Genomic DNA, 19,391 nt, shown 5'->3' on the forward strand with positions numbered 1-19,391 from the left:
TTGCTTTTTAATTTCGCGCTGCACTTCAGCCAACTTTTATGATGGAGAATCTGACAGACGCCGAATTACTATCACTCGCGCAAACTGACGACGAGAAAGCATTTGAGGCGATCATGTATAGATACAATGTACAGCTGTATAAATACATATATACACGCATCCGCAATGAACATGATGCAAAAGATCTTTTGCAGGAGATATTTATTTCCTGCTGGAAGAACCGTCATACGATTAATAATATCGCCGCATACCTGAAACGCTCTGTTCACTATGCGATCATAGACTGGCAGGTCGGTAATAAAAAAGCCCTGGCCCGTAATACTACACTTGAAGAAAAAGACGAACCAACCACGTATCCTGTAGAGAATCAACTCATATCGCTGGAAATAAAAGAAGAAGTAGAAACAGAGATCTCAAAGATGAACGAGACCATGCGTAAGATCTTCGTGTCCAGCAGATGGGAATCCAAGTCAATACCCGAAATCGCCCAGGAATACGGCCTCTCCGAGCAAACAGTGAAAAATAATCTCTCGATGGCACTTAAACGTATCCGTCTTCGCCTGGCTGCGTACTTCTTTACTTTAGTTTACATTCTGTTAACATTGAGTTTACAATTCCTTAACGGTACCACTTTTTACTTCTGAGGACTATACTGATGAATGGGAACATCATCAGACAAAGCAGAACTATTCGCGCTTTTAAAAAAATACAGAGCCGGTCAATGCACACCGGAGGAGATTGCTCAGGTAGAAGCATGGCTCGACAGTTTTGAAGAGCTGCCCGATAATGACGCCATGACAGCCGCCGCCAATGAAGTCGTAGTGAACGTCATGCATTCGCTCTTCCCGCCGAAAGGCAAACTCAGATATATCTTATATGCTGCGGCAGCATTGGTGGTACTGGCACTTACCGGTCTGCTATTCCTGTTCCGTTTCAATACAAAAACACCGGTTGCGGTAACCTATGCTGCCATCTCCACCGGTAAAGGAGAACGGAAAAACGTAACACTGCCGGATGGAAGTCAGCTGACGCTGAATGCAGCTTCTTCTGTTATCATTCCTTCCGATTTCGGCCAGGAACGCAGAGAACTGACCTTGTCGGGTCAGGGCACTTTCGATATCAGACAGAATATTAAACAGCCTTTTATAGTGCATACCGGAAGCCTTCGCACAGTGGTGCTGGGTACCGTATTTGACATAAAGGCATATCCCGGGGATGCCGCTTTACAGGTAGCGGTACTCAGCGGAAAGGTGCGTGTCGAAAAGCAACAACAGCAACATACAGAGATACTCGCTACTGGTATAGAAAAAGACCAGTTGCTGACCTATAATGCTGGTACAGGCAAACATGAACTGAAGCCATGTAACGCAGAAGATATTGCCGGATGGCAACAAAATAAGCTGTTCTTCGATCAGGCAACTATCGCGGAAATCGCTCAGGTACTCGAAAGACAATACAATATACACATCATGCTCACAGGTACGGCCAGGAGACAATGCCGCTACACATTACAGTTAAAGAATGAACCATTAAACAAGGCCCTGCTACTATTAGAGCAGCTGTCAGGAATCTCTTACCAGGTAAACAACAATGAAATTAAAATCAACATTGCGTCATGCGAATAAAATGTAATGCGCCAACAATGAAGAAGCAATTACGCCTTCTTGTCTTATTTCTTTTCACTCACCTGATCAGTTTCGCCAACGATCTGAATCATGAGTACATCACTGTTGCCGTGCGTAACGCGCGTATCAGTCTGAATGTTAAAGATCAGCCACTAAAGAATGTGTTCGTGCTGATAGAACAAAAAACAGGTCTCTCCGTAAATTATAACGCCAGTGCAGTAAATGGCATGGAGACTGTTAACTACAAAGCCGACGATGTAACGCTGGCAACCGTATTTCAGGTATTGCTGAAGAATTATCAGGGTACCGTAAAACAGGTAGATGAAAACCACATCTTCCTGAAACTGGAAAAAAGAAGGATCATTGAACAAGCGGTGGCGCCTATCATTGCTGCTGCTGCAACGCCTATCACCATTACCGGTACTGTAACGGATGAAAACAATCAGCCGGTACCTGGTGTCAGCATTCATGAAAAAATAAGTAAGAGGAATACCACCACTGATGTAAATGGCCGTTATTCTATTGCCGTTAATACCGGCGATGTACTGGTCTACAACTTCATCGGTTATGCGCCACAGGAAGTGACTGTAGGTGACAAAGCCCTGATGAACGTACAGCTGAAAGTACAGAACAGCCAGTTGAAAGAGATCGTAGCAATCGGTTACCAGTCTGTTAGAAAAAGCGACGTGACTGGTGCAATCTCCAGTGTGAAAGCAAGTGAACTGAACCTGACCAGCCCTTCCGTAGGACAGGCCCTGGTAGGTAAAGTAGCTGGTGTACAGATCTCCCAGGTAAGCGGCGCTCCTTACGCCAGCACCAAGATCCGTGTACGTGGTGTGGGTTCCATCAACGCAAGCTCCGATCCGCTGTATGTGGTGGATGGTTTTCCGATGGACAATGACGTGTTCATTAACCCGGAAGATATTGAGTCTATCGACATCCTGAAAGATGCGGCTTCTGCTGCGATCTACGGTTCCCGTGCTTCGGGTGGTGTGGTACTGATCACTACCAAACGTGGTAAAGAAGGGAAAGGTAAGTTCCAGTATGACCTGCAAACCGGTATCAACCAGCTGGGTAAAAAAGTGAAACTGCTGAACTCAGAAGAGTTTGCACAGCTGATGATCGATGGTAGAAATAACTCTTATCATGACTTCGTGGTGAACGGTGGTAAAGAATGGAATGATGCGATGTATTCTGATGATAATGCTACACGTATCGCTAAAGTAGGTAACGCAAACGCAGTGAGTGTTGATCCTAAGTTCTACGACTTCGCTAACCAGAAAGTGATCAAGCCTCAGTATAACACGGATTGGCAGGACCTGCTCTACCGTAACGCGATGTTCAGCCGTCATAACCTGTCATTCTCCGGTGGCAGCAAAGAAGTAAAATACTATATCAGCGGTGGTTACCAGAACCAGGATGGTATTATCTTAAATACCGGTCTGAAAAAGATCAACTTCCGTGCAAATGTGGACGGACAGATCAACCCTAAACTGAAAGCTGGTATGAACGTTTCGTATACCAATAACCAGAATAGGGAAACAGAAGAAGGCCGTTGGGACCACAACCCGATCATGGCTGCGCTGCTGATGCTGCCTACTTACCGTGCATATGATGATAATGGCAACATTGTAAAGAATGAAGTAGCTGCACTGTCATCTACCTATGGTTATAATAGCTTTGAAAACCCGCTGGCTATCGCGAAGGAAATCAATATCCGTCGTAATGGTAACCGCGCTACCTATAATGGTTATGCTGTGTACCAGGTATTACCTGAACTGTCATTGAAAGCAAACCTGGGTATGTCCAGCTATGCAGAGAAATATGACTACTATTATCCGACCAGTCTCAGTAGTGGTGTAAACGCTCCCTATTCTGATGCGGCAAAAGCTGCGGCAAATGCAAGAGCAAAAAATACTAATAAACTGGATCAGTTAGGTGAGTTCACTGCTGCTTATAGCAAACAATTCAACAAACATAAACTGGATGTACTGGGTGGTTATACCATACAGAAAACAACTGGCGATATCCTTGAAATAAGAGCAGAAGGTTTCCAGGATGACCGTATCCAGGAAGTAAGTGCGAAAGGTGCTGATGCAGCCTTATTCAAACTGACTACTGCTTCTAAATATGTATACACACTGGTATCTTACCTGGGTCGTATCAATTATAACTACGATAGCCGTTATTACCTGACGGCCTCTTTCCGTACAGATGCTTCTTCCCGTTTTGGTCCGCAGAACCGTTGGGGTAATTTCCCTTCAGTAGCTGCCGGCTGGAATATCTCTAATGAATCATTCTACAATGACTGGCTGGGACAGCACTCTACACTGAAACTGCGTGCAAGCTGGGGTCTGAGTGGTAACAACAACATCGGTAACTACAACTCCGCTACCGTAATGGGTACGCCCGCTGGTGTGCCGTTCGGCAACGGTACTATCAATACCGGTACTTTCGCAAACGGTATCAAAGACCCGAAAATTGGATGGGAATCTACTTCCCAGTACAATGCTGGTCTGGACCTGGGTTTACTCAACGGCCGTCTGAATGTGATTGCCAACTACTATGTGAGCTATTCTTACAACCTGCTGTTTGACAGACCAGTGTCAGCTATCTCCGGCGCGACCACCGTAACCACCAACCTGCGTGATTCCAAGATCCGTAACAGAGGTATTGACCTGCAGATCGATGGCCGTGTTATTCAGACGAAAGAATTCAACCTGAACTTAACCGGTAACATCTCTGTAAATCGTAACAAGGTACTGGATATGGGTGGTGCGAATACCATCTTCAAAGCAGGTGCTGAGCGTTCTTACCTGACACACATCATCCAGACTGGTCAGCCGGTAGGTATGTTCTACGGTTTCAGAGTACTGGGCGTTGCTACAGAAGAAAACTACAAAAAAGTGGCTCCCTCTGCTTCCAGCACCAACCCAATGCACCCTGGCGACCTGTATTTCTATGATAAGAATGACGACGGTGTCGTAAATGATGCAGATAAAGATGTAATCGGCAGCCCTTATCCTAAGTTCACTTATGGCTTTAACCTGTCCGCTACTTACAAAGATTTCTATTTCTCTTCTTCCTTTAACGGTTCTTATGGCAATCAGGTACTGGATGGCCAGGATTACTACCTGTATAACATGGAAGGTTCCGGTAACCAATATGCTGACGTAGCACAACGTTTCCGTTCCAATGCACAGCCAGGCGCTGGTAGCGTATACCGTGCTTCCCGTGCAGGTACGCAGAGCAACAGCACCCGTCTGTCTACTTTCTATCTCCAGGATGGATCTTACTTCAGATGTACGAACATCATGCTGGGATATAATTTCAGATTCCATGCACTGCAACAGAAACTGGGCGTATCAAAAGCTACCCTGTTTGCAAGCGTAGACAACGCCTTCACCATCACTAAATACAAAGGTTACAATCCGGAAGTAGACTATGGTAACGGTAGCAACATTGCTCCGGGTGTAGACTACGGTATGTACCCACTGGTACGTGCTTATAATGCTGGTGTTAAATTGGCCTTTTAATCCGTTTACGATTAAACATTGAAAAATGAAGAATAGATTCGCAATAATACTGGGTTTTGCTACTGTGCTGGCAACATCCGCCTGTAATAAAGATTTCCTGAATCAGATTGATCCGAATAATCAGCCGGTATCAGAATACTTCCAGACAGAAAACGATGTACAACTGGCGGTAAATGGTATATATCAGTCACTGAGAAGCAGCAATGCAATCGGTGAAAGCAGCGGACTCTTTACGGAAGAGCGCTCTGACAATACCGGTCGTAACGATAGCCAGTCCAACGCCGGTGAACCTTTTCAGTTCGGAGATTTTTCTTTACTGTCAAGTAACACCTACCTCAAGTCGCATTGGGTAGATATGTATAAGTGTATTTCCCGGGCGAACCTGGTACTGACTAATATCGATAAAGTATCTTTCGCAAACGAGAACACAAAGAAGGGCTTTGCTGCGGAAGCGAAATTCCTCCGTGCACTGATCTATTTTCATATGGTGCGTAAATGGGGAGATGTTCCTTTGGTAACAAAACAGCTGACTACGCTCGAAGAAGTAGATGGTGCTACTTTCCGTGCAAAAGATACCGCTGTATACAGCCAGATCGTAAATGACCTGCTGGATGTGGTGAACAGCCCGCTGCCTGATTTCCAGACCGGCGCAAGCGTAGGCAGAGTATCCAAAGCTGCTGGCAACGGGTTACTGGGACAGGTATACCTGACAATGGCCCTGACGATTGACAATGGTAAGAAAACTGAAAACCTGACCAAAGCAAAACAATACCTGGACGCTTGTTACAATATGCGTAAGTTCGGTCAGCTGAAAGAAATCCCTTATTCAGACGTATTCAGCGTAGAGAAGAAATCCTCCTGCCCTGAACTGATCTTCCAGATCGTGTACAAACAGGGTGATGCGACTTATTCTTCCAGCATCGCTGCCAACAACCAGGCAAAAGGTGAAACCGTGAACTCTCAGAAAGTAGCGACCGGTGTAGGTGGTAACGTAACCGGCGATCTGGTGAATGAATATGAGGCAAACGATCTCCGTAAAGATTTCTCTATCAAATATGCTAATGCTGATATCGTAAAAGACTGGTTCATCACTAAATTCCGTGACGCCAGCGACGCCGCCGGTAAAAATGGTTATGGTGGTAATGACTTTATCCTGATGCGCTATGCAGATATTATCCTGATGCTGGCGGAAGTAAACATGTATCTTGGCGACAACGGCACTGCAATTCAGTACCTGGATATGGTACGTGCAAGAGCCGGTATGCCTGATTACAATACATCTATGCAGAATACCGCGTACAGCAGCAGGTTCTCTTCGCTGAAACTCGCGATCCTGCATGAGCGCCGCATTGAACTGGCTTTCGAAAATCACCGCTGGTACGATCTGTTGCGTACGTTCTCAACAGATGAACTTGTGACTTACTTCCATGCGAAAGACCAGACTTACTTCGGCATTGCTAAAGTGGCAAACTTCTCTAAGAAGGACCGTTATTACCCGATCCCGTTCGATGAATATAAGCTGAATCCTGAAAAGATGTATCAGAATCCGGGATATTAAGAGCAGTTAAAAGGAGAAGCGTAATGCTTCTCCTTTTTTTATTATATTGGGTTTCCCTTCACCCAAATGAACACCATGCGACTGAAACCTGCTCTGCTGATTGTAACCTGTTTCCTGCTATATGGCAGCCTGCTCTCCGCACAACAAAAGCGATATGTGATAGACAGTACACTGGAAATTCCATTGAAAGATGGGACCGTGCTGAGTTGTATGTTATTGTACCAGGAAGGGGCTAAATTGCCCTTACCGGTCGTATTGCGTGCCAACTGTTATCCCTCTAAATATGATACACTGAGAGCCCAGTATGTAGCAGATAGCGGTTATGCAGGCGTTTTTGTCTATAACCGGGGGAAGTCCCGTTCCAGCGGTAGTTTTTATCCTATGGAAAATGATGCTGCCGACAACTACGCGGCTATCGACTGGATCAGTAAACAGTCCTGGTGTAACGGAAAGATCGCTATGTACGGTGGTTCTTATCTGGGCTTCGCACAATGGGCAACGGTTAAAAAGATACATCCTGCCCTTAAAACCATCGTTCCGCAGGTCGCTGTAGGCCCTGGTATCGATTATCCCAATCCTGGCGGCATCTTTCTTACTTACATGCTGCAATGGCTGAAATACGTCCGTAATAACCATTATCTCGATGACGCAACTTTTCTTGATGAAAAGAAATGGAAGCAGCTGAACACTGATTACCTGTTACGGGGAATGCCTTTCAGTGAATTGGATAATCTGGAAGGAAGCGGCATGGATACCATCTTTCAGCGCTGGATCCAGCATCCGGGAAATGATGAATACTGGCAACAGATGACGCCCACACAGGAAGAGTTCTCCCGTATTAATATCCCGATCCTCACTACAACGGGTTATTTTGATGATGATCAGCGGGGGGCTATCTATTACTATAACATGCATAATAAATATGGTCCCGCAGCTGGTGTGAAAGAACATTATCTGTTTATCGGTCCTTTTGACCATGCCGGGGGGCAAGGAGGCAAACGCAGAAATCCGATACCTCCCTACGAAATTGATACGGTAGCCATGGTAGATCAGAAGCAACTGGTGCTGGATTGGTTCAATTATACCCTTAAGGATGGGCCTAAACCGGCTTTTTTACAGGACAGGATCTCGGTATTTGCTATGGGAGAAAATAAATGGCATTATTTCCCCTCACTTGAAAAAATGAACAGGGACACACTGACCTACTATCTGCCTTCCAGGCAGGAAGAGGCCATGAGTATACGGAAGAGAGGAGGGAAGAAGCCGCTGGTATTGTCTTTTGATGCAGCAGATACTGTTGACGATACGCTTATCATTTACGATGGAACCAGCTCCCTGGTATCAGAAGCTGTATTTAAAAAGAAATACCTGTTGACACTCACTACGCCGCCACTGGATCATGATATGATACTGAACGGAAGTATTACGGCTGACCTCTGGCTATCGTCCGGTACGCCTGATGCAGACCTGATGTTTAGCTGGTGGGAAGTAGACAGCGAAGGTAAACGATGGCCGCTGGCGAATACGGCCCAACGACTCTCATTAAGTATTGATAAGGCCAAACCGGTATTCTGGAAGGAAAATGAGACCCGGCATATCAGTCTGGAGAACCCGGCCTGGATGTGTAAACAGTTAAAAAAAGGCAGCCGTATCGTAATGACGATCAGTCCGGCCGCTAATCTTTACTGGCAAAAGAACTATGGCGCCGCAAAGGATGTCAGTCAGCAGACCTTACTGGACGCTTTAATGCATGAAATACACTTCTACCCGGAATCGCATATAAGCATTCCCGTGATGTGAAGAAATTAAGAATTAAGAATTAACAATTAACAATTAAGAATTATCGCGAAGATCTCCGCTGCATTCCAATTCTTAATTGTTAATTCCTAATTCTTAATTCGTTATCTTTTGACACTATTACTTTATAAGAAAGTATCCTACCGCCAGCCACAAAAGGCCTTTGACCAGAAAGAAGATAAATCCCCAGAAGCCTATACGTTTAATCCACTTGATAAAGTCGCTTCTGTCAGGGGCCGGGCGTTTTTCCATAACTCAATACTGCTTACTGCAATTTAAGGATTGTAATGTTTGTATAAAAATCAGGATACAGCTTGAATACTTAAATCCGCTGATATTCATCCTTTTTTGTATATATTTGCGGCATTCTATAACCAGAACTTGATAAACCTCATGGGACAGACGAAATTACCCGAATTCTTTCAGTATGATGATTTCTTTATTGATGAAAAAGTTGGTCTGCTGAAATTTGCGAACGCTTATAAAGTATTTAATCAGGATGGACAGCAGATCGGAAATATCCGCCAGGAAGTACCCCTGCTCCACAAATTCCTCCGCCTATTTCTGAGTAAAGCCATGTTTCCCTTTACATTGAATATTGCCGATGCCAATGAACAGGTAGTGGCTTCTATACATCGTGGATGGACTTTCTGGATGTCCAAGATCGAAATCCGTGATATGAATGGTGTACCTGTTGGTGGTATTAAACAGAAATTCAAATTCATGAAGCCCCTGTTTCATATCCTGGATGCTAACGGAGAAGTGCTGGCAGAGATCAAAGGCGACTGGAAAGCCTGGAACTTCAAGATCGTGGACAAAAATGAAAAAGAACTGGGTGCGATCACCAAGAAATGGGCAGGTGCATTTAAGGAAGTGTTCACTACTGCGGATAAATACCGTGTGACCATTGCCGAAGAATGTCCGGAAGATATCAATAAAATGGCTATCGTAGCGGGTGCTATCACCATTGATATGGTATTGAAAGAGTCCAAATAACAAAAGATATGAGTAAAGGGATGGCACATACACATGTGCCATCCCTTTTTTATTTACCGGAAATCCTCTTCTATGTGCTGCTTATTCCTCATGGCCTGATATTTGACGAGGTTGCTTTTTAGAGACCATGTTATTGTCCCTTAAAACGCACAACATATGGAAATCACCAGGCAACAACCACTTTTCTGCATCGGAATAGGATGTTCTGCGGGAGGATTGGAATCAGTATGTGACTTTTTTCAACAGGTCGTGGAAAAAACCGGGGCCGCTTATGTCATCGTACCGCATCTGACCAGGGAATATCCCAGCCGGTTCAGTAAAATCTTACGCAGATTTACCGATATGCCGGTGCATAGGGTGGAGAATGATACCAGGCTTGAGCCTGACCATGTGTATGTATTAACGGAGGACAAGATGATGATCACGGAGGATGGCTATCTCAAGGTCAGGAGACGTTATCACCGGGAAGTGATCAATAAATCCATCGATATATTTTTTAAATCCATGGCCAGGTCATTTCAGGAAAATGCGATAGGCGTGATCCTGTCAGGCATGGGGACTGATGGGATAGAAGGAATTAAAACGATAGAAGATTATCACGGACTGGTCGTAGTACAGGATCCGGACACGACGGAATTCAATGTCCTGCCGCAGACGGCGATCAATAAGGATGATCCGCATGCGATATTGCCCCCGGCAGATATCGCCCGTTTTCTGCTCAGGCACCTGGGCGCATATAACAGTTTGACCTGAGTTGATTTAATTTTTATATATTATCTTTAGCAGTCCTAATAGTATGGGAACATAAAAAAACCAGACACAAACTAAAGCTGTTTGTATGCCAGATACACATTCTGAAGGGGAGTTGAACAGAAGGCGATCTGGTTCGGTACCCAATGCTGCCTTAAAAAGCATATTAGCGATCCTTTCTGAATTTTCCGGGGTAGATTTTCTGCAATACAAGATATCCACCATCACCAGAAGGCTTCAGCGAAGAATGTCGCTTGTGAATATTCAGCGATTTGAGGAATATCTTACGTTTATAAAGGATAATGAGAACGAGCAGAACATTGTCTACGCAGACCTGCTGATCCACGTATCATCATTTTTCAGGGACGAAGGGAGTTTTGAATACCTGCTCAGGTTCATACTTCCCCAGGTAGTCAGGTCGGCTCGCGAAAAGGAAGAACAGGTGCGTATATGGGTCGCCGGATGTGCGACCGGCGAAGAAGCCTACTCCATTGCCATGTGTCTCTACGAACTGATGGGAGATGACCATTTTGCCAGCAACGTAAAGATTTTCGCCACAGACCTTTCGGAAGCAGTCATCGCTACTGCCCGTAAGGCTTTCTATACTGCATCACAGGTCGCCGGTGTATCCCCCGAGCGCCTGGAGCGTTTTTTTGTAGAAGTGGATCAGGGATATGAGATATCAGGCGTCATCAGGGATGCCTGTGTGTTTGCCTGCCACAACATGCTAACAGATCCGCCATTTGCGAAGCTGAACCTTATCAGTTGCCGTAACGTGCTCATTTATATGCAGCCCGTATTGCAAAAGAAAATGCTGAGCATATTCAACTATGCCCTCAAGGACCGTGGTTTTCTCTGGCTCGGAAAGTCAGAAACAAACCGGTCTCCGGACCTCTTTGAGATGCCTTCCAAGAAAACGAAGATTTATCTTAAAAAGAATGTAGATAAATGGACGCTGAGAAGTGCGTTCCCGACTAATAAAAAAATAAAGCATATGACACCAAGCTTTGATCAGGAGAGGGATGAAAATGTAGATGCTCAGAAAGCGGCCGACAGTATAATACTTTCCATGTATGCACCGTCGGCAGTCCTGCTTAATGAAAAACTGGACATCGTAGAGTTCAGAGGTGTTACCATGCAGTTTTTTGAGCACGGTCCCGGTAAAGCGAGTCTTAATATCCTGAAACTGGCGCATAGAGACCTCGTGCACAGCCTGCGTAGCGCGCTCAGTCAGGCGCAGTCTACCAAAAGGAATGTCCGTAAGGATGGGCTGACCATCACCACTGCCTCCGGTACACTCAATGTTTCCTTTGAGATCGTACCGATCAGTAACCTGCACGAAAACTACTTCCTCGTTATTTTCAATAATCAGCAGAACGATCTTGTCGGTAACGAAATAGCTGCGAAAAGGGTAGACGTTACAGAAACTGCGGATGAACAGAACCTGCGTATTTTCCAGCTGGAAAGAGAAGTACAGCGTTATAAAGAAGAACTGCGCGCCGTGGCCGAAGCCTATGAGGCGACAAACGAAGAACTACAGTCTGCCAACGAAGAACTGAAAAGTCTGAATGAAGAACTGGAAGTTTCCCAGGAGGAATTACAGGTCATCAATGATGAACTCAGCACCCGTAACAATGATCTGCTGGAAAGGAACAACCAGCTGAATAATGCGCGCCTGTATGCCGAGTCTATCGTCAATACCGTGCATGAATCCCTGTTGATCCTAGATACCAATATCCGGGTAGTCAGTGCCAATGCTTCCTTCTACCGATCCTTTAAAATGGAACGTAAGGAGACTGAAGGTAAACTGCTCTACGAACTGGGAAATAAACAGTGGAATACTTCGGATCTGCGGTCATTGATGGAAAACCTCCTGACTTCCCGCACGCCGTTCGCTAACTACGAACTGACCTATAAATCCACCGGCAACGGTACCCGTACCATCATGATGAACGGGCAGCTGATCACTTCTCAGGACCTGAAAGAAGAACTGATCCTCATTGCCATAGAAGATATTACAGAAGTAAGAGAGGCCAGGGAACGCATCGCCCGGAAACAGGAAGTGGTTCGTAATAATGAAGAGCGACTGCGGCTTGCACTGGAAGGAACTCGTACCGGTACATGGGACTTCAATCCGCTGTCCAAAGAACTGGTATTGTCTGACAGAAGCCGGGAGCTTTTCGGTATTACTGCGTTAATGCCACTGGACTTTGACAGCTTCCTCAAAGTGATCCATCCCGCAGATGCAGCCGCTGCACAGGGCCGTATCTATGCAGCGCTGGCAGGAAAAGATAATGGACAGATCAACGTCGATTTCCGTATCAATATCTCCGAAGAAAAAGTGAACTGGATCTCCTGCAAGGCGCAGGTGTTTTTCGATGACCATAACACTGCCGTGCGCGTATTAGGCGTAGTCACGGACGTTACAGAAAGCAAACAGTTTGAAAAACATTTACAGGAGGTCAATGACCGCCTGAATTTTGCTTTACAGACCGGCCGTCTCGGTTCCTGGGAACTCGATCTCACCTCAGGTGTGATACATGGAAACGAGCAATTCAAAAGTAATTACGGACTGGCGTCACAGGCCGGCTTCACGTATGAAAAGCTGCTGGCGATGATCCTGCCGGAAGATGTACGTCGTGCGGAAGAAGCCCTGCAACATGCCCTGAGTAACCGTATGCTGTATGTGGAAGAGTATCGTATCCGCTGGACGGACAGTTCTGTACACTGGATCGCAGCTACCGGTCAGGGTGTATATGAGGAGGATGGTTCTGTGAAGAAAATGATCGGTGTCACAATGGATATCACCGAAAGAAAGCTGGCACAGTTACACCTGCAGCAAAGTGAAGCCTATTTCAGGATGATTGCAGATACCGCACCGGCGATGATCTGGATCGCCGAAAAAGATGGATCCTTCTCCTTCTTTAATAAAGCCTGGCAGAAATATACCGGCCGCTCCCTTGATCAGAATAAAGACAATGGCTGGTACGATATCATGCATCCGGAAGATACCGACAAATGGAAGATCAACTTCAGCCGTTCCTCCCGTGACAGAAAGAACTTCTACTCAGAGTTCCGCCTGAAACGCCATGACGGTACCTATCACTGGCTGGCCTGTTCAGGTATCCCGCGGTTTAATTCACAGGACGAATTTGTTGGATTTATCGGCGCCTGTACAGATATTGATGATCAGAAGATGGTGGAAGATGCACTGGAAAGAAAAGTGCGGGAAAGAACCATAGCCCTGGAAGACGCCAATGCGAATCTGTCCAAACGAAATCACGAACTGGAACAGTTTGTATTTATCACCTCGCACGATTTACAGGAACCACTCCGGAAGATCCGCCTCTTTGCCGATATGCTGGAGAGCGTAAAACCTGGAACACCGACCAAAATAGATACCGCCCAGTACCTGAGAAAGGTAAAACAGTCTGCTATCAGAATGTCTGACCTGATCAGGGACCTGATCGCCTATTCCCGCCTGGAACTGGGTGAGAATGCCTTCCTGCCGGTGGACCTGAACCAGATCGTCGTCAATGTAATTGAAGACTTCGAACTGCTGATCCGCGATAAAAATGCGAAAATAGATATCACGGAACTGCCGGTTATAGACGCGGTACCTTTGCAGATGAACCAGTTATTTTATAACCTGATCGGTAATGCCTTGAAGTTCTCCATTCCGAACGGAGAGTGCCGCATTACCATCACAGCCAATAAAATATCCGATTCAGAACTGAATGACCTGCCGCTGCTGCCAAAAGGTCCGGGCTATTACCGGATCATTGTGGCGGATAATGGTATCGGGTTTAATCAGACCTATGCGGACAAGCTCTTTGTTATCTTCCAGCGACTGAATCAGAAGGAAAAATTCGAAGGAACCGGTATCGGTCTGGCCCTCTGCCGTAAGATCATGGATATTCATAACGGTGATATTCAGGCATTTGGAGTAGAACAACAGGGTGCAGCCTTTCATATTATTATTCCGGAAACACAACAATAACATAGTATGGCCGGCACAATAAAAAGCCGGTATCAGCGTAATAGAAGTATACAATGAATGGCTCTCTGCGGGGAGCCATTTACTGTTTCTAGTATTATGCAAACAGTACCGGTTTAAACCACTGGGAATCAGTCTGTATTATTATTGGAATTTTTAATATAAATTTGCGTAATTTTTCGACCTAATTAGTATTTTGGACACTGGTCAGGTTGCCTAAAAGACACCTGACTGATTGAATCGCTATGAGGCCTATCCTATGTCTTTTTTTCTTGATTGTGCAATTGATTGTCCGGGGACAAACGGCTCCAACACCGCCGTCCGCTACGCCGCCACCTGCCGGTACAACTGTACCTGCTGCACCGTTAAAGAAAGGCAATTTTGAAACAGAATTTAAGATGAAATCGGGTAGTTACCTGGGCTTTGGTCAGGTTAACCTCGGTATGGGTGAAATTGGCTTTAAAGTGGTCGTATTTTGTCAGAACAAGGAAAAGAAGAGCGGTAGACTGGAATTCCGTATAGACCGTCCAAAAGGGAAGAAAAGCAGGCGTATCGGTACCCTGCAGATACCTTACACCGGTGATACCACCTATGCCCTGAAACTGGTCGGAAATCCCAAGTATTCGAATGGGATCCATGACCTCTATCTCGTGGCGAAAGGAAATCCCTTCAGTATCACCTCGATTACGTTTGTACAGGATTATTAAATAATATCTTTTTCAATATCAGGCCGGGAGGAATACTTCCGGCCTTTTTTATGTGTTGTCATCGGGCAGATATCGCTTAGATAAGGGTCACCTTTCGTTAATCCTTCGTTCACGCAACGAAGGATTAACGAAGGATAACTATAGGCTGACTATTATCAGAAAGAAGATTATACACCAAAGGAAACATTATTTACTGCATTTCTCACCTCATTGCCTGATATATTTTCTGCTGACATATAATCAGCTATAGACAATTGCGCCTGTAATTTCACCAGGAATGTCTGCACAGGTTGTTGGGTGATCTGTTGTAACTGATTGCCTGTTGAAAGCACCAGGTAGTCACCGGCAATTCCTAATAGTGTAAGCGCATCGGTTGTATAGGTAATAGCCACCTTATGCGCCCGCTTATCGCTGATGTCGGAAGCGATGATCTCAAACTGGTGACCAGTAAACAGCAGCGGTCTGTCCTGGTTGTCTGTCAGTCCGGGAATACGCTGCTGCAGTGACCGGATAAACAGTCCTACGGAAAAACCTACTTTATAATGCAGGGAGGCCGCCTTAGGATTGGCCTTACGTACCTCTTCCAGGGTACTGAATTGCTGGTCCCGGTTGTATGCCTGTACCTGTAGGAGAAATTCATTATAACTCTCATTAAATACCTCTTTTTCGAAAGTCGTCTGCGCTGCGGCATCGATAATCTGACGGTAGGAGAGTCTGATCAGTGCTTTTTCCATTGTTCCGGTTTTTAAGAAAAACTAATTTAGCGTAATACGCTGTTCCGGCGGCTATGGGAGCGGGACTTAGCGGTAAAACGGGCTTTTTTTGAGGTCAATCTTACTGCTGAGCATACATATTTTCACTATACTATCGCCGCAGTATGTTAAAAGAAATATAAAAGTTGATTATTTTTTCTATTTTAGGTGTGAAAATGACACGTTGAGAAATTTATCGTTATGAAAACTAGGCTGCACTCTATGTGATAAAACCTATGTAGTTGTGCTATTGACCCGCTACCTTGTATTCTTTAACATGTATAAACCGCATTTGATGATGACAACCACTAATAGCGTCTGAAATGAAGATGTTGCCGCATCTCTTTTTACAGCCAAAATCCAGCGATTTGTAATCAGCCTTTATTAACCACACAAATCAAACGTATGAAAAATGTAGACCTGTTGAAGGTCAGGCATCGTTATGCCTGGCAGTCAGCACTATTGCGCGTGAAATTTACCTTGCTGCTTTTTTTACCTGCCCTGTATCCGCTTGTAGCGGCGGCAGATGGTTATCACACCTTATTCTCTGTACAACAGGATGTCACTTTAAAGGGAAAGATCGTTGATAAAAATAAAGAACCTGTAATCGGTGCTACTGTCAAAGTGGTAGGCACTTCCAAAGGTACCACTACGCTTCCGGACGGGACTTTTACTTTAAACGTCGCGAATGGCGCTCAAATCACTGTTTCTGCAATCGGTTTCCTACCGCAAACGCTCACTGTAAATGGAAATGGGCCGCTCACTATTACCCTCGATGCCGACACGAAAGGTCTTAGTGAAGTAGTCGTGGTAGGTTACGGCGCACAGAAAAGAGAAGCCGTATCGGGTTCTATCGCGACTGTAAAAGGTGCTGACCTGGTGAAATCCCCCGCTACTAACTTATCCAACTCCATCGCTGGTCGTATGCCCGGTGTGACCGCTATGCAAAACAGTGGTGAACCTGGTGCAGACGGTTCCTCTCTGCGTATCCGTGGATCCAATACCCTGGGTAATAATGACCCACTTGTGGTTATCGATGGTGTGGCAGGTCGTACCGGTGGACTGGAACGCCTGAATCCGCAGGATATTGAAAGCATCTCCGTATTGAAAGATGCTTCTGCGGCCATCTATGGTGCACGTGCAGCAAATGGCGTTATCCTCGTGACCACCAAACGTGGTAAAAGTGGTAAGCCGCAGCTGAATTATTCCTTTAACCAGGGATGGTCTCAGCCGACGCATATCCCGGAAATGTCAGACGCAGCTGAATATGCACAGGTGCGTGATGAACTGAGCCTCTACCGTGATGTTCCCGGCAAGGAATGGTCAGATGCATGGTCCGTATACAAACAGGGGGGGGCTTATACTTCACCTACTACCAATAAAAAATGGGATGTCGCTTTCGGTCCTTCCGAAATTGACAAGTTCCGCAACAGCACTGATCCATGGTTGTATCCTAATACAGACTGGTACAAGTCTACATTTAAAACATGGGCGCCACAGTCAAACCATAGTGTACAGGTCTCCGGCGGCAACGAGAACATGCGCTATCTGACGTCCTTCGGTTATCAGTCACAGGACGCTTATTATAAGAAATCAGCGACCGGTTATGACCAGTATAGTCTGCGGGTTAACCTCGACGCCAAAATCAATAAATATGTCAACGTGAGCGTAGACATGTTAGGTCGTCAGGAAGAACGTAATTACCCTACCCGTAGCGCCAGCGATATCTTCCGTATGCTCATGCGTGGTAAGCCGACAGAACCTGCTTTCTGGCCGAACGGCCTGCCTGGTCCGGATATCGAATATGGAAACAACCCGGTAGTCATCACCACCGACCAGACCGGCTACGATAAAGACAAACGTTATTACGTACAGACCAATGCCCGTCTCGACATCCTTGTACCTGGCGTAGAAGGATTGAAACTGAGCGGTAACGTGGCATTTGATAAATACCTGAAACGTACGAAGAGATGGATGACACCATGGTACCTCTATACATGGGATAAGAAAACGTATGAACAGGATGGTACGACGCCGCAGCTGGTGAGAAGTAAACGTGGTACTGATCAGGCGACACTCAACCAGGGTGATGAAGATCAGAGCAACGTATTGCTGCGTGGTTTATTGACTTACGACCGCACCTTTAACAAAAATCATACACTGAACTTTGTGTTTGGTATTGAAAGAGAAACTGTACACTCTGATAATTTCAACGCACTCCGCAAATACTTTATTTCTCCATTGATCGACCAGATGTTTGCTGGTGGCGATGCAGAAAAAGACAATGGGGGCTCTGCGTGGGACCGTGCACGTCTGAACTATTTTGGTCGTGTGGCTTACAACTACAAAGAGAAATACCTCGCTGAGTTTGTATGGCGTAATGATGGTTCCTACATGTTCCCGTCTACTTCCCGTTTCGGATTCTTCCCGGGTCTGATGCTCGGCTGGCGCGTGTCAGAAGAGAGTTTCTGGAAGGACAACGTGAAGTTCATGAATTACCTGAAACTGCGCGCATCCTGGGGTAAACTGGGTAATGACCAGGTATACTTCGATGACAACAATGACGGTACGCTTACCTTACAGGAATATCAGTACTATTCTACATATGGATTCAGCAGTTACATCCTGGGTGGTAACGTCCTCAAATCATTGTATGAGGCGCGAATTCCGAATCCGTATATCTCCTGGGAGGTGGCTAACAACTACAACGTTGGTCTGGATGGAGCTTTACTCGACGGTAAGATCTACTTCGAACTGGACGCGTTCATGAACAAACGTTCCGGTATCCTGGTAAGAAGAAATGCTTCTGTTCCGCAAACAACCGGTATGACGCTGCCAGCAGAAAATATCGGTAAAGTAGATAATAAAGGTTTCGAATTCCGCATCGGATACAACAGTACCGTAGGTACTAAATTCCGCTATGATGTGAGTGTGAATGGCGGGTACTCTAAAAATAAGATCGTATTCTGGGATGAAGCACCTGGTGCACCGGTATGGCAACGTTCCACCGGTATGCCAATGAATACGGCGCTCTATTATGAATATGACGGCGTATTTAAAGATTATGCAGAGATCGATAAGAACACCATTAACTACTCTGCACTCACAAACAATCTCCGCCCGGGTGATATGAAGTTCAAAGATATCGATGGTAACGGTAAGATTGATGGTGATGATAAGATCCGTTATAATAAAAGTTCCCAGCCTACATTCACCGGCGGTCTGAACGTGAATCTGCAATACAGCAACTTCGACTTCGCCTTGCTCGTACAAGGTGCTACCGGCGGTGCATTGCATATCAATACAGAATCCGGTGAGATCGGCAACTTTACACAGGACTATTTCGATCATCGCTGGAGTCCGGACAATCCAAGCAGCGTTGATCCCCGTGTAAACGACCGTAACGACACTTATTGGGCTACCGGTAATACTTACTGGGTACGCAGCACTAACTACGTGCGTCTGAAAAATCTGGAGATCGGCTACAGCATTCCTGAGTTTCTGAAGAAGAAAGCAGGTATCACAAATCTGAGGATTTACGCCAACTGTTTAAACCTGTTCACCATTGACAACCTGAAGATCCTTGATCCGGAGTCAGTGAACGGAAATGGCCAGTATTATCCGCAATCAAGGGTATTGAATGCCGGTTTCAATTTAACCTTTTAAATTATCA

General features: G+C 45.5%; 11 protein-coding genes. 10 read left to right on the forward strand and 1 reads right to left on the reverse strand.

The window, feature by feature from the left end; all coding sequences use genetic code 11:
- The first annotated feature begins 38 nt into the window (after positions 1-38).
- From CPIN_RS18035 to CPIN_RS18080, 9 genes are all read left to right on the forward strand, one after another.
- A complete protein-coding gene (locus CPIN_RS18035; RefSeq protein ID WP_012791266.1) occupies positions 39-644 on the forward strand; it encodes an RNA polymerase sigma factor in 606 nt (201 codons plus the stop codon).
- A 15-nt stretch (positions 645-659) separates the two neighbouring features.
- Positions 660-1,625: a FecR family protein gene (locus CPIN_RS18040; protein WP_012791267.1), complete on the forward strand. Its 966-nt coding sequence runs from the start codon at positions 660-662 to the stop codon at positions 1,623-1,625.
- Between the two features lie 17 nt (positions 1,626-1,642).
- Entirely contained in the window at positions 1,643-5,161 is a 3,519-nt protein-coding gene (locus CPIN_RS18045) for a SusC/RagA family TonB-linked outer membrane protein (RefSeq protein ID WP_012791268.1), read from the forward strand.
- A gap of 25 nt (positions 5,162-5,186) precedes the next feature.
- Entirely contained in the window at positions 5,187-6,719 is a 1,533-nt protein-coding gene (locus CPIN_RS18050; protein ID WP_012791269.1) for a RagB/SusD family nutrient uptake outer membrane protein, read from the forward strand.
- Positions 6,720-6,794: 75 nt separating this feature from the next.
- The gene (locus CPIN_RS18055; protein ID WP_012791270.1) at positions 6,795-8,519 is read left to right on the forward strand and encodes a CocE/NonD family hydrolase; all 1,725 of its coding nucleotides are present in this window, start codon (positions 6,795-6,797) and stop codon (positions 8,517-8,519) included.
- Positions 8,520-8,909: 390 nt separating this feature from the next.
- Positions 8,910-9,512 carry an LURP-one-related family protein gene (locus tag CPIN_RS18065; RefSeq protein ID WP_012791272.1) on the forward strand — a complete coding sequence of 201 codons (603 nt, stop codon included), beginning with the start codon at positions 8,910-8,912 and terminating at the stop codon, positions 9,510-9,512.
- Between the two features lie 156 nt (positions 9,513-9,668).
- Entirely contained in the window at positions 9,669-10,265 is a 597-nt protein-coding gene (locus tag CPIN_RS18070; protein WP_012791274.1) for a chemotaxis protein CheB, read from the forward strand.
- Between the two features lie 85 nt (positions 10,266-10,350).
- Entirely contained in the window at positions 10,351-14,262 is a 3,912-nt protein-coding gene (locus tag CPIN_RS36755) for a CheR family methyltransferase (RefSeq protein WP_012791275.1), read from the forward strand.
- Positions 14,263-14,537: 275 nt separating this feature from the next.
- Positions 14,538-14,966, forward strand: a complete 429-nt coding sequence (locus CPIN_RS18080) for a carbohydrate-binding protein (RefSeq protein ID WP_186774300.1) — start codon at positions 14,538-14,540, stop codon at positions 14,964-14,966.
- A gap of 167 nt (positions 14,967-15,133) precedes the next feature.
- Here CPIN_RS18080 and CPIN_RS36760 read toward each other — a convergent pair whose 3' ends face one another.
- Positions 15,134-15,700, reverse strand: a complete 567-nt coding sequence (locus CPIN_RS36760; RefSeq protein ID WP_012791277.1) for a hypothetical protein — start codon at positions 15,698-15,700, stop codon at positions 15,134-15,136.
- Between the two features lie 423 nt (positions 15,701-16,123).
- Here CPIN_RS36760 and CPIN_RS18090 point away from each other — a divergent pair, with 423 nt between their 5' ends.
- Positions 16,124-19,384: a SusC/RagA family TonB-linked outer membrane protein gene (locus CPIN_RS18090; RefSeq protein WP_012791278.1), complete on the forward strand. Its 3,261-nt coding sequence runs from the start codon at positions 16,124-16,126 to the stop codon at positions 19,382-19,384.
- Positions 19,385-19,391: the final 7 nt, after the last annotated feature.

It is taken from the genome of Chitinophaga pinensis DSM 2588 (genome assembly GCF_000024005.1).
In the GTDB taxonomy this organism is placed as follows: domain Bacteria; phylum Bacteroidota; class Bacteroidia; order Chitinophagales; family Chitinophagaceae; genus Chitinophaga; species Chitinophaga pinensis.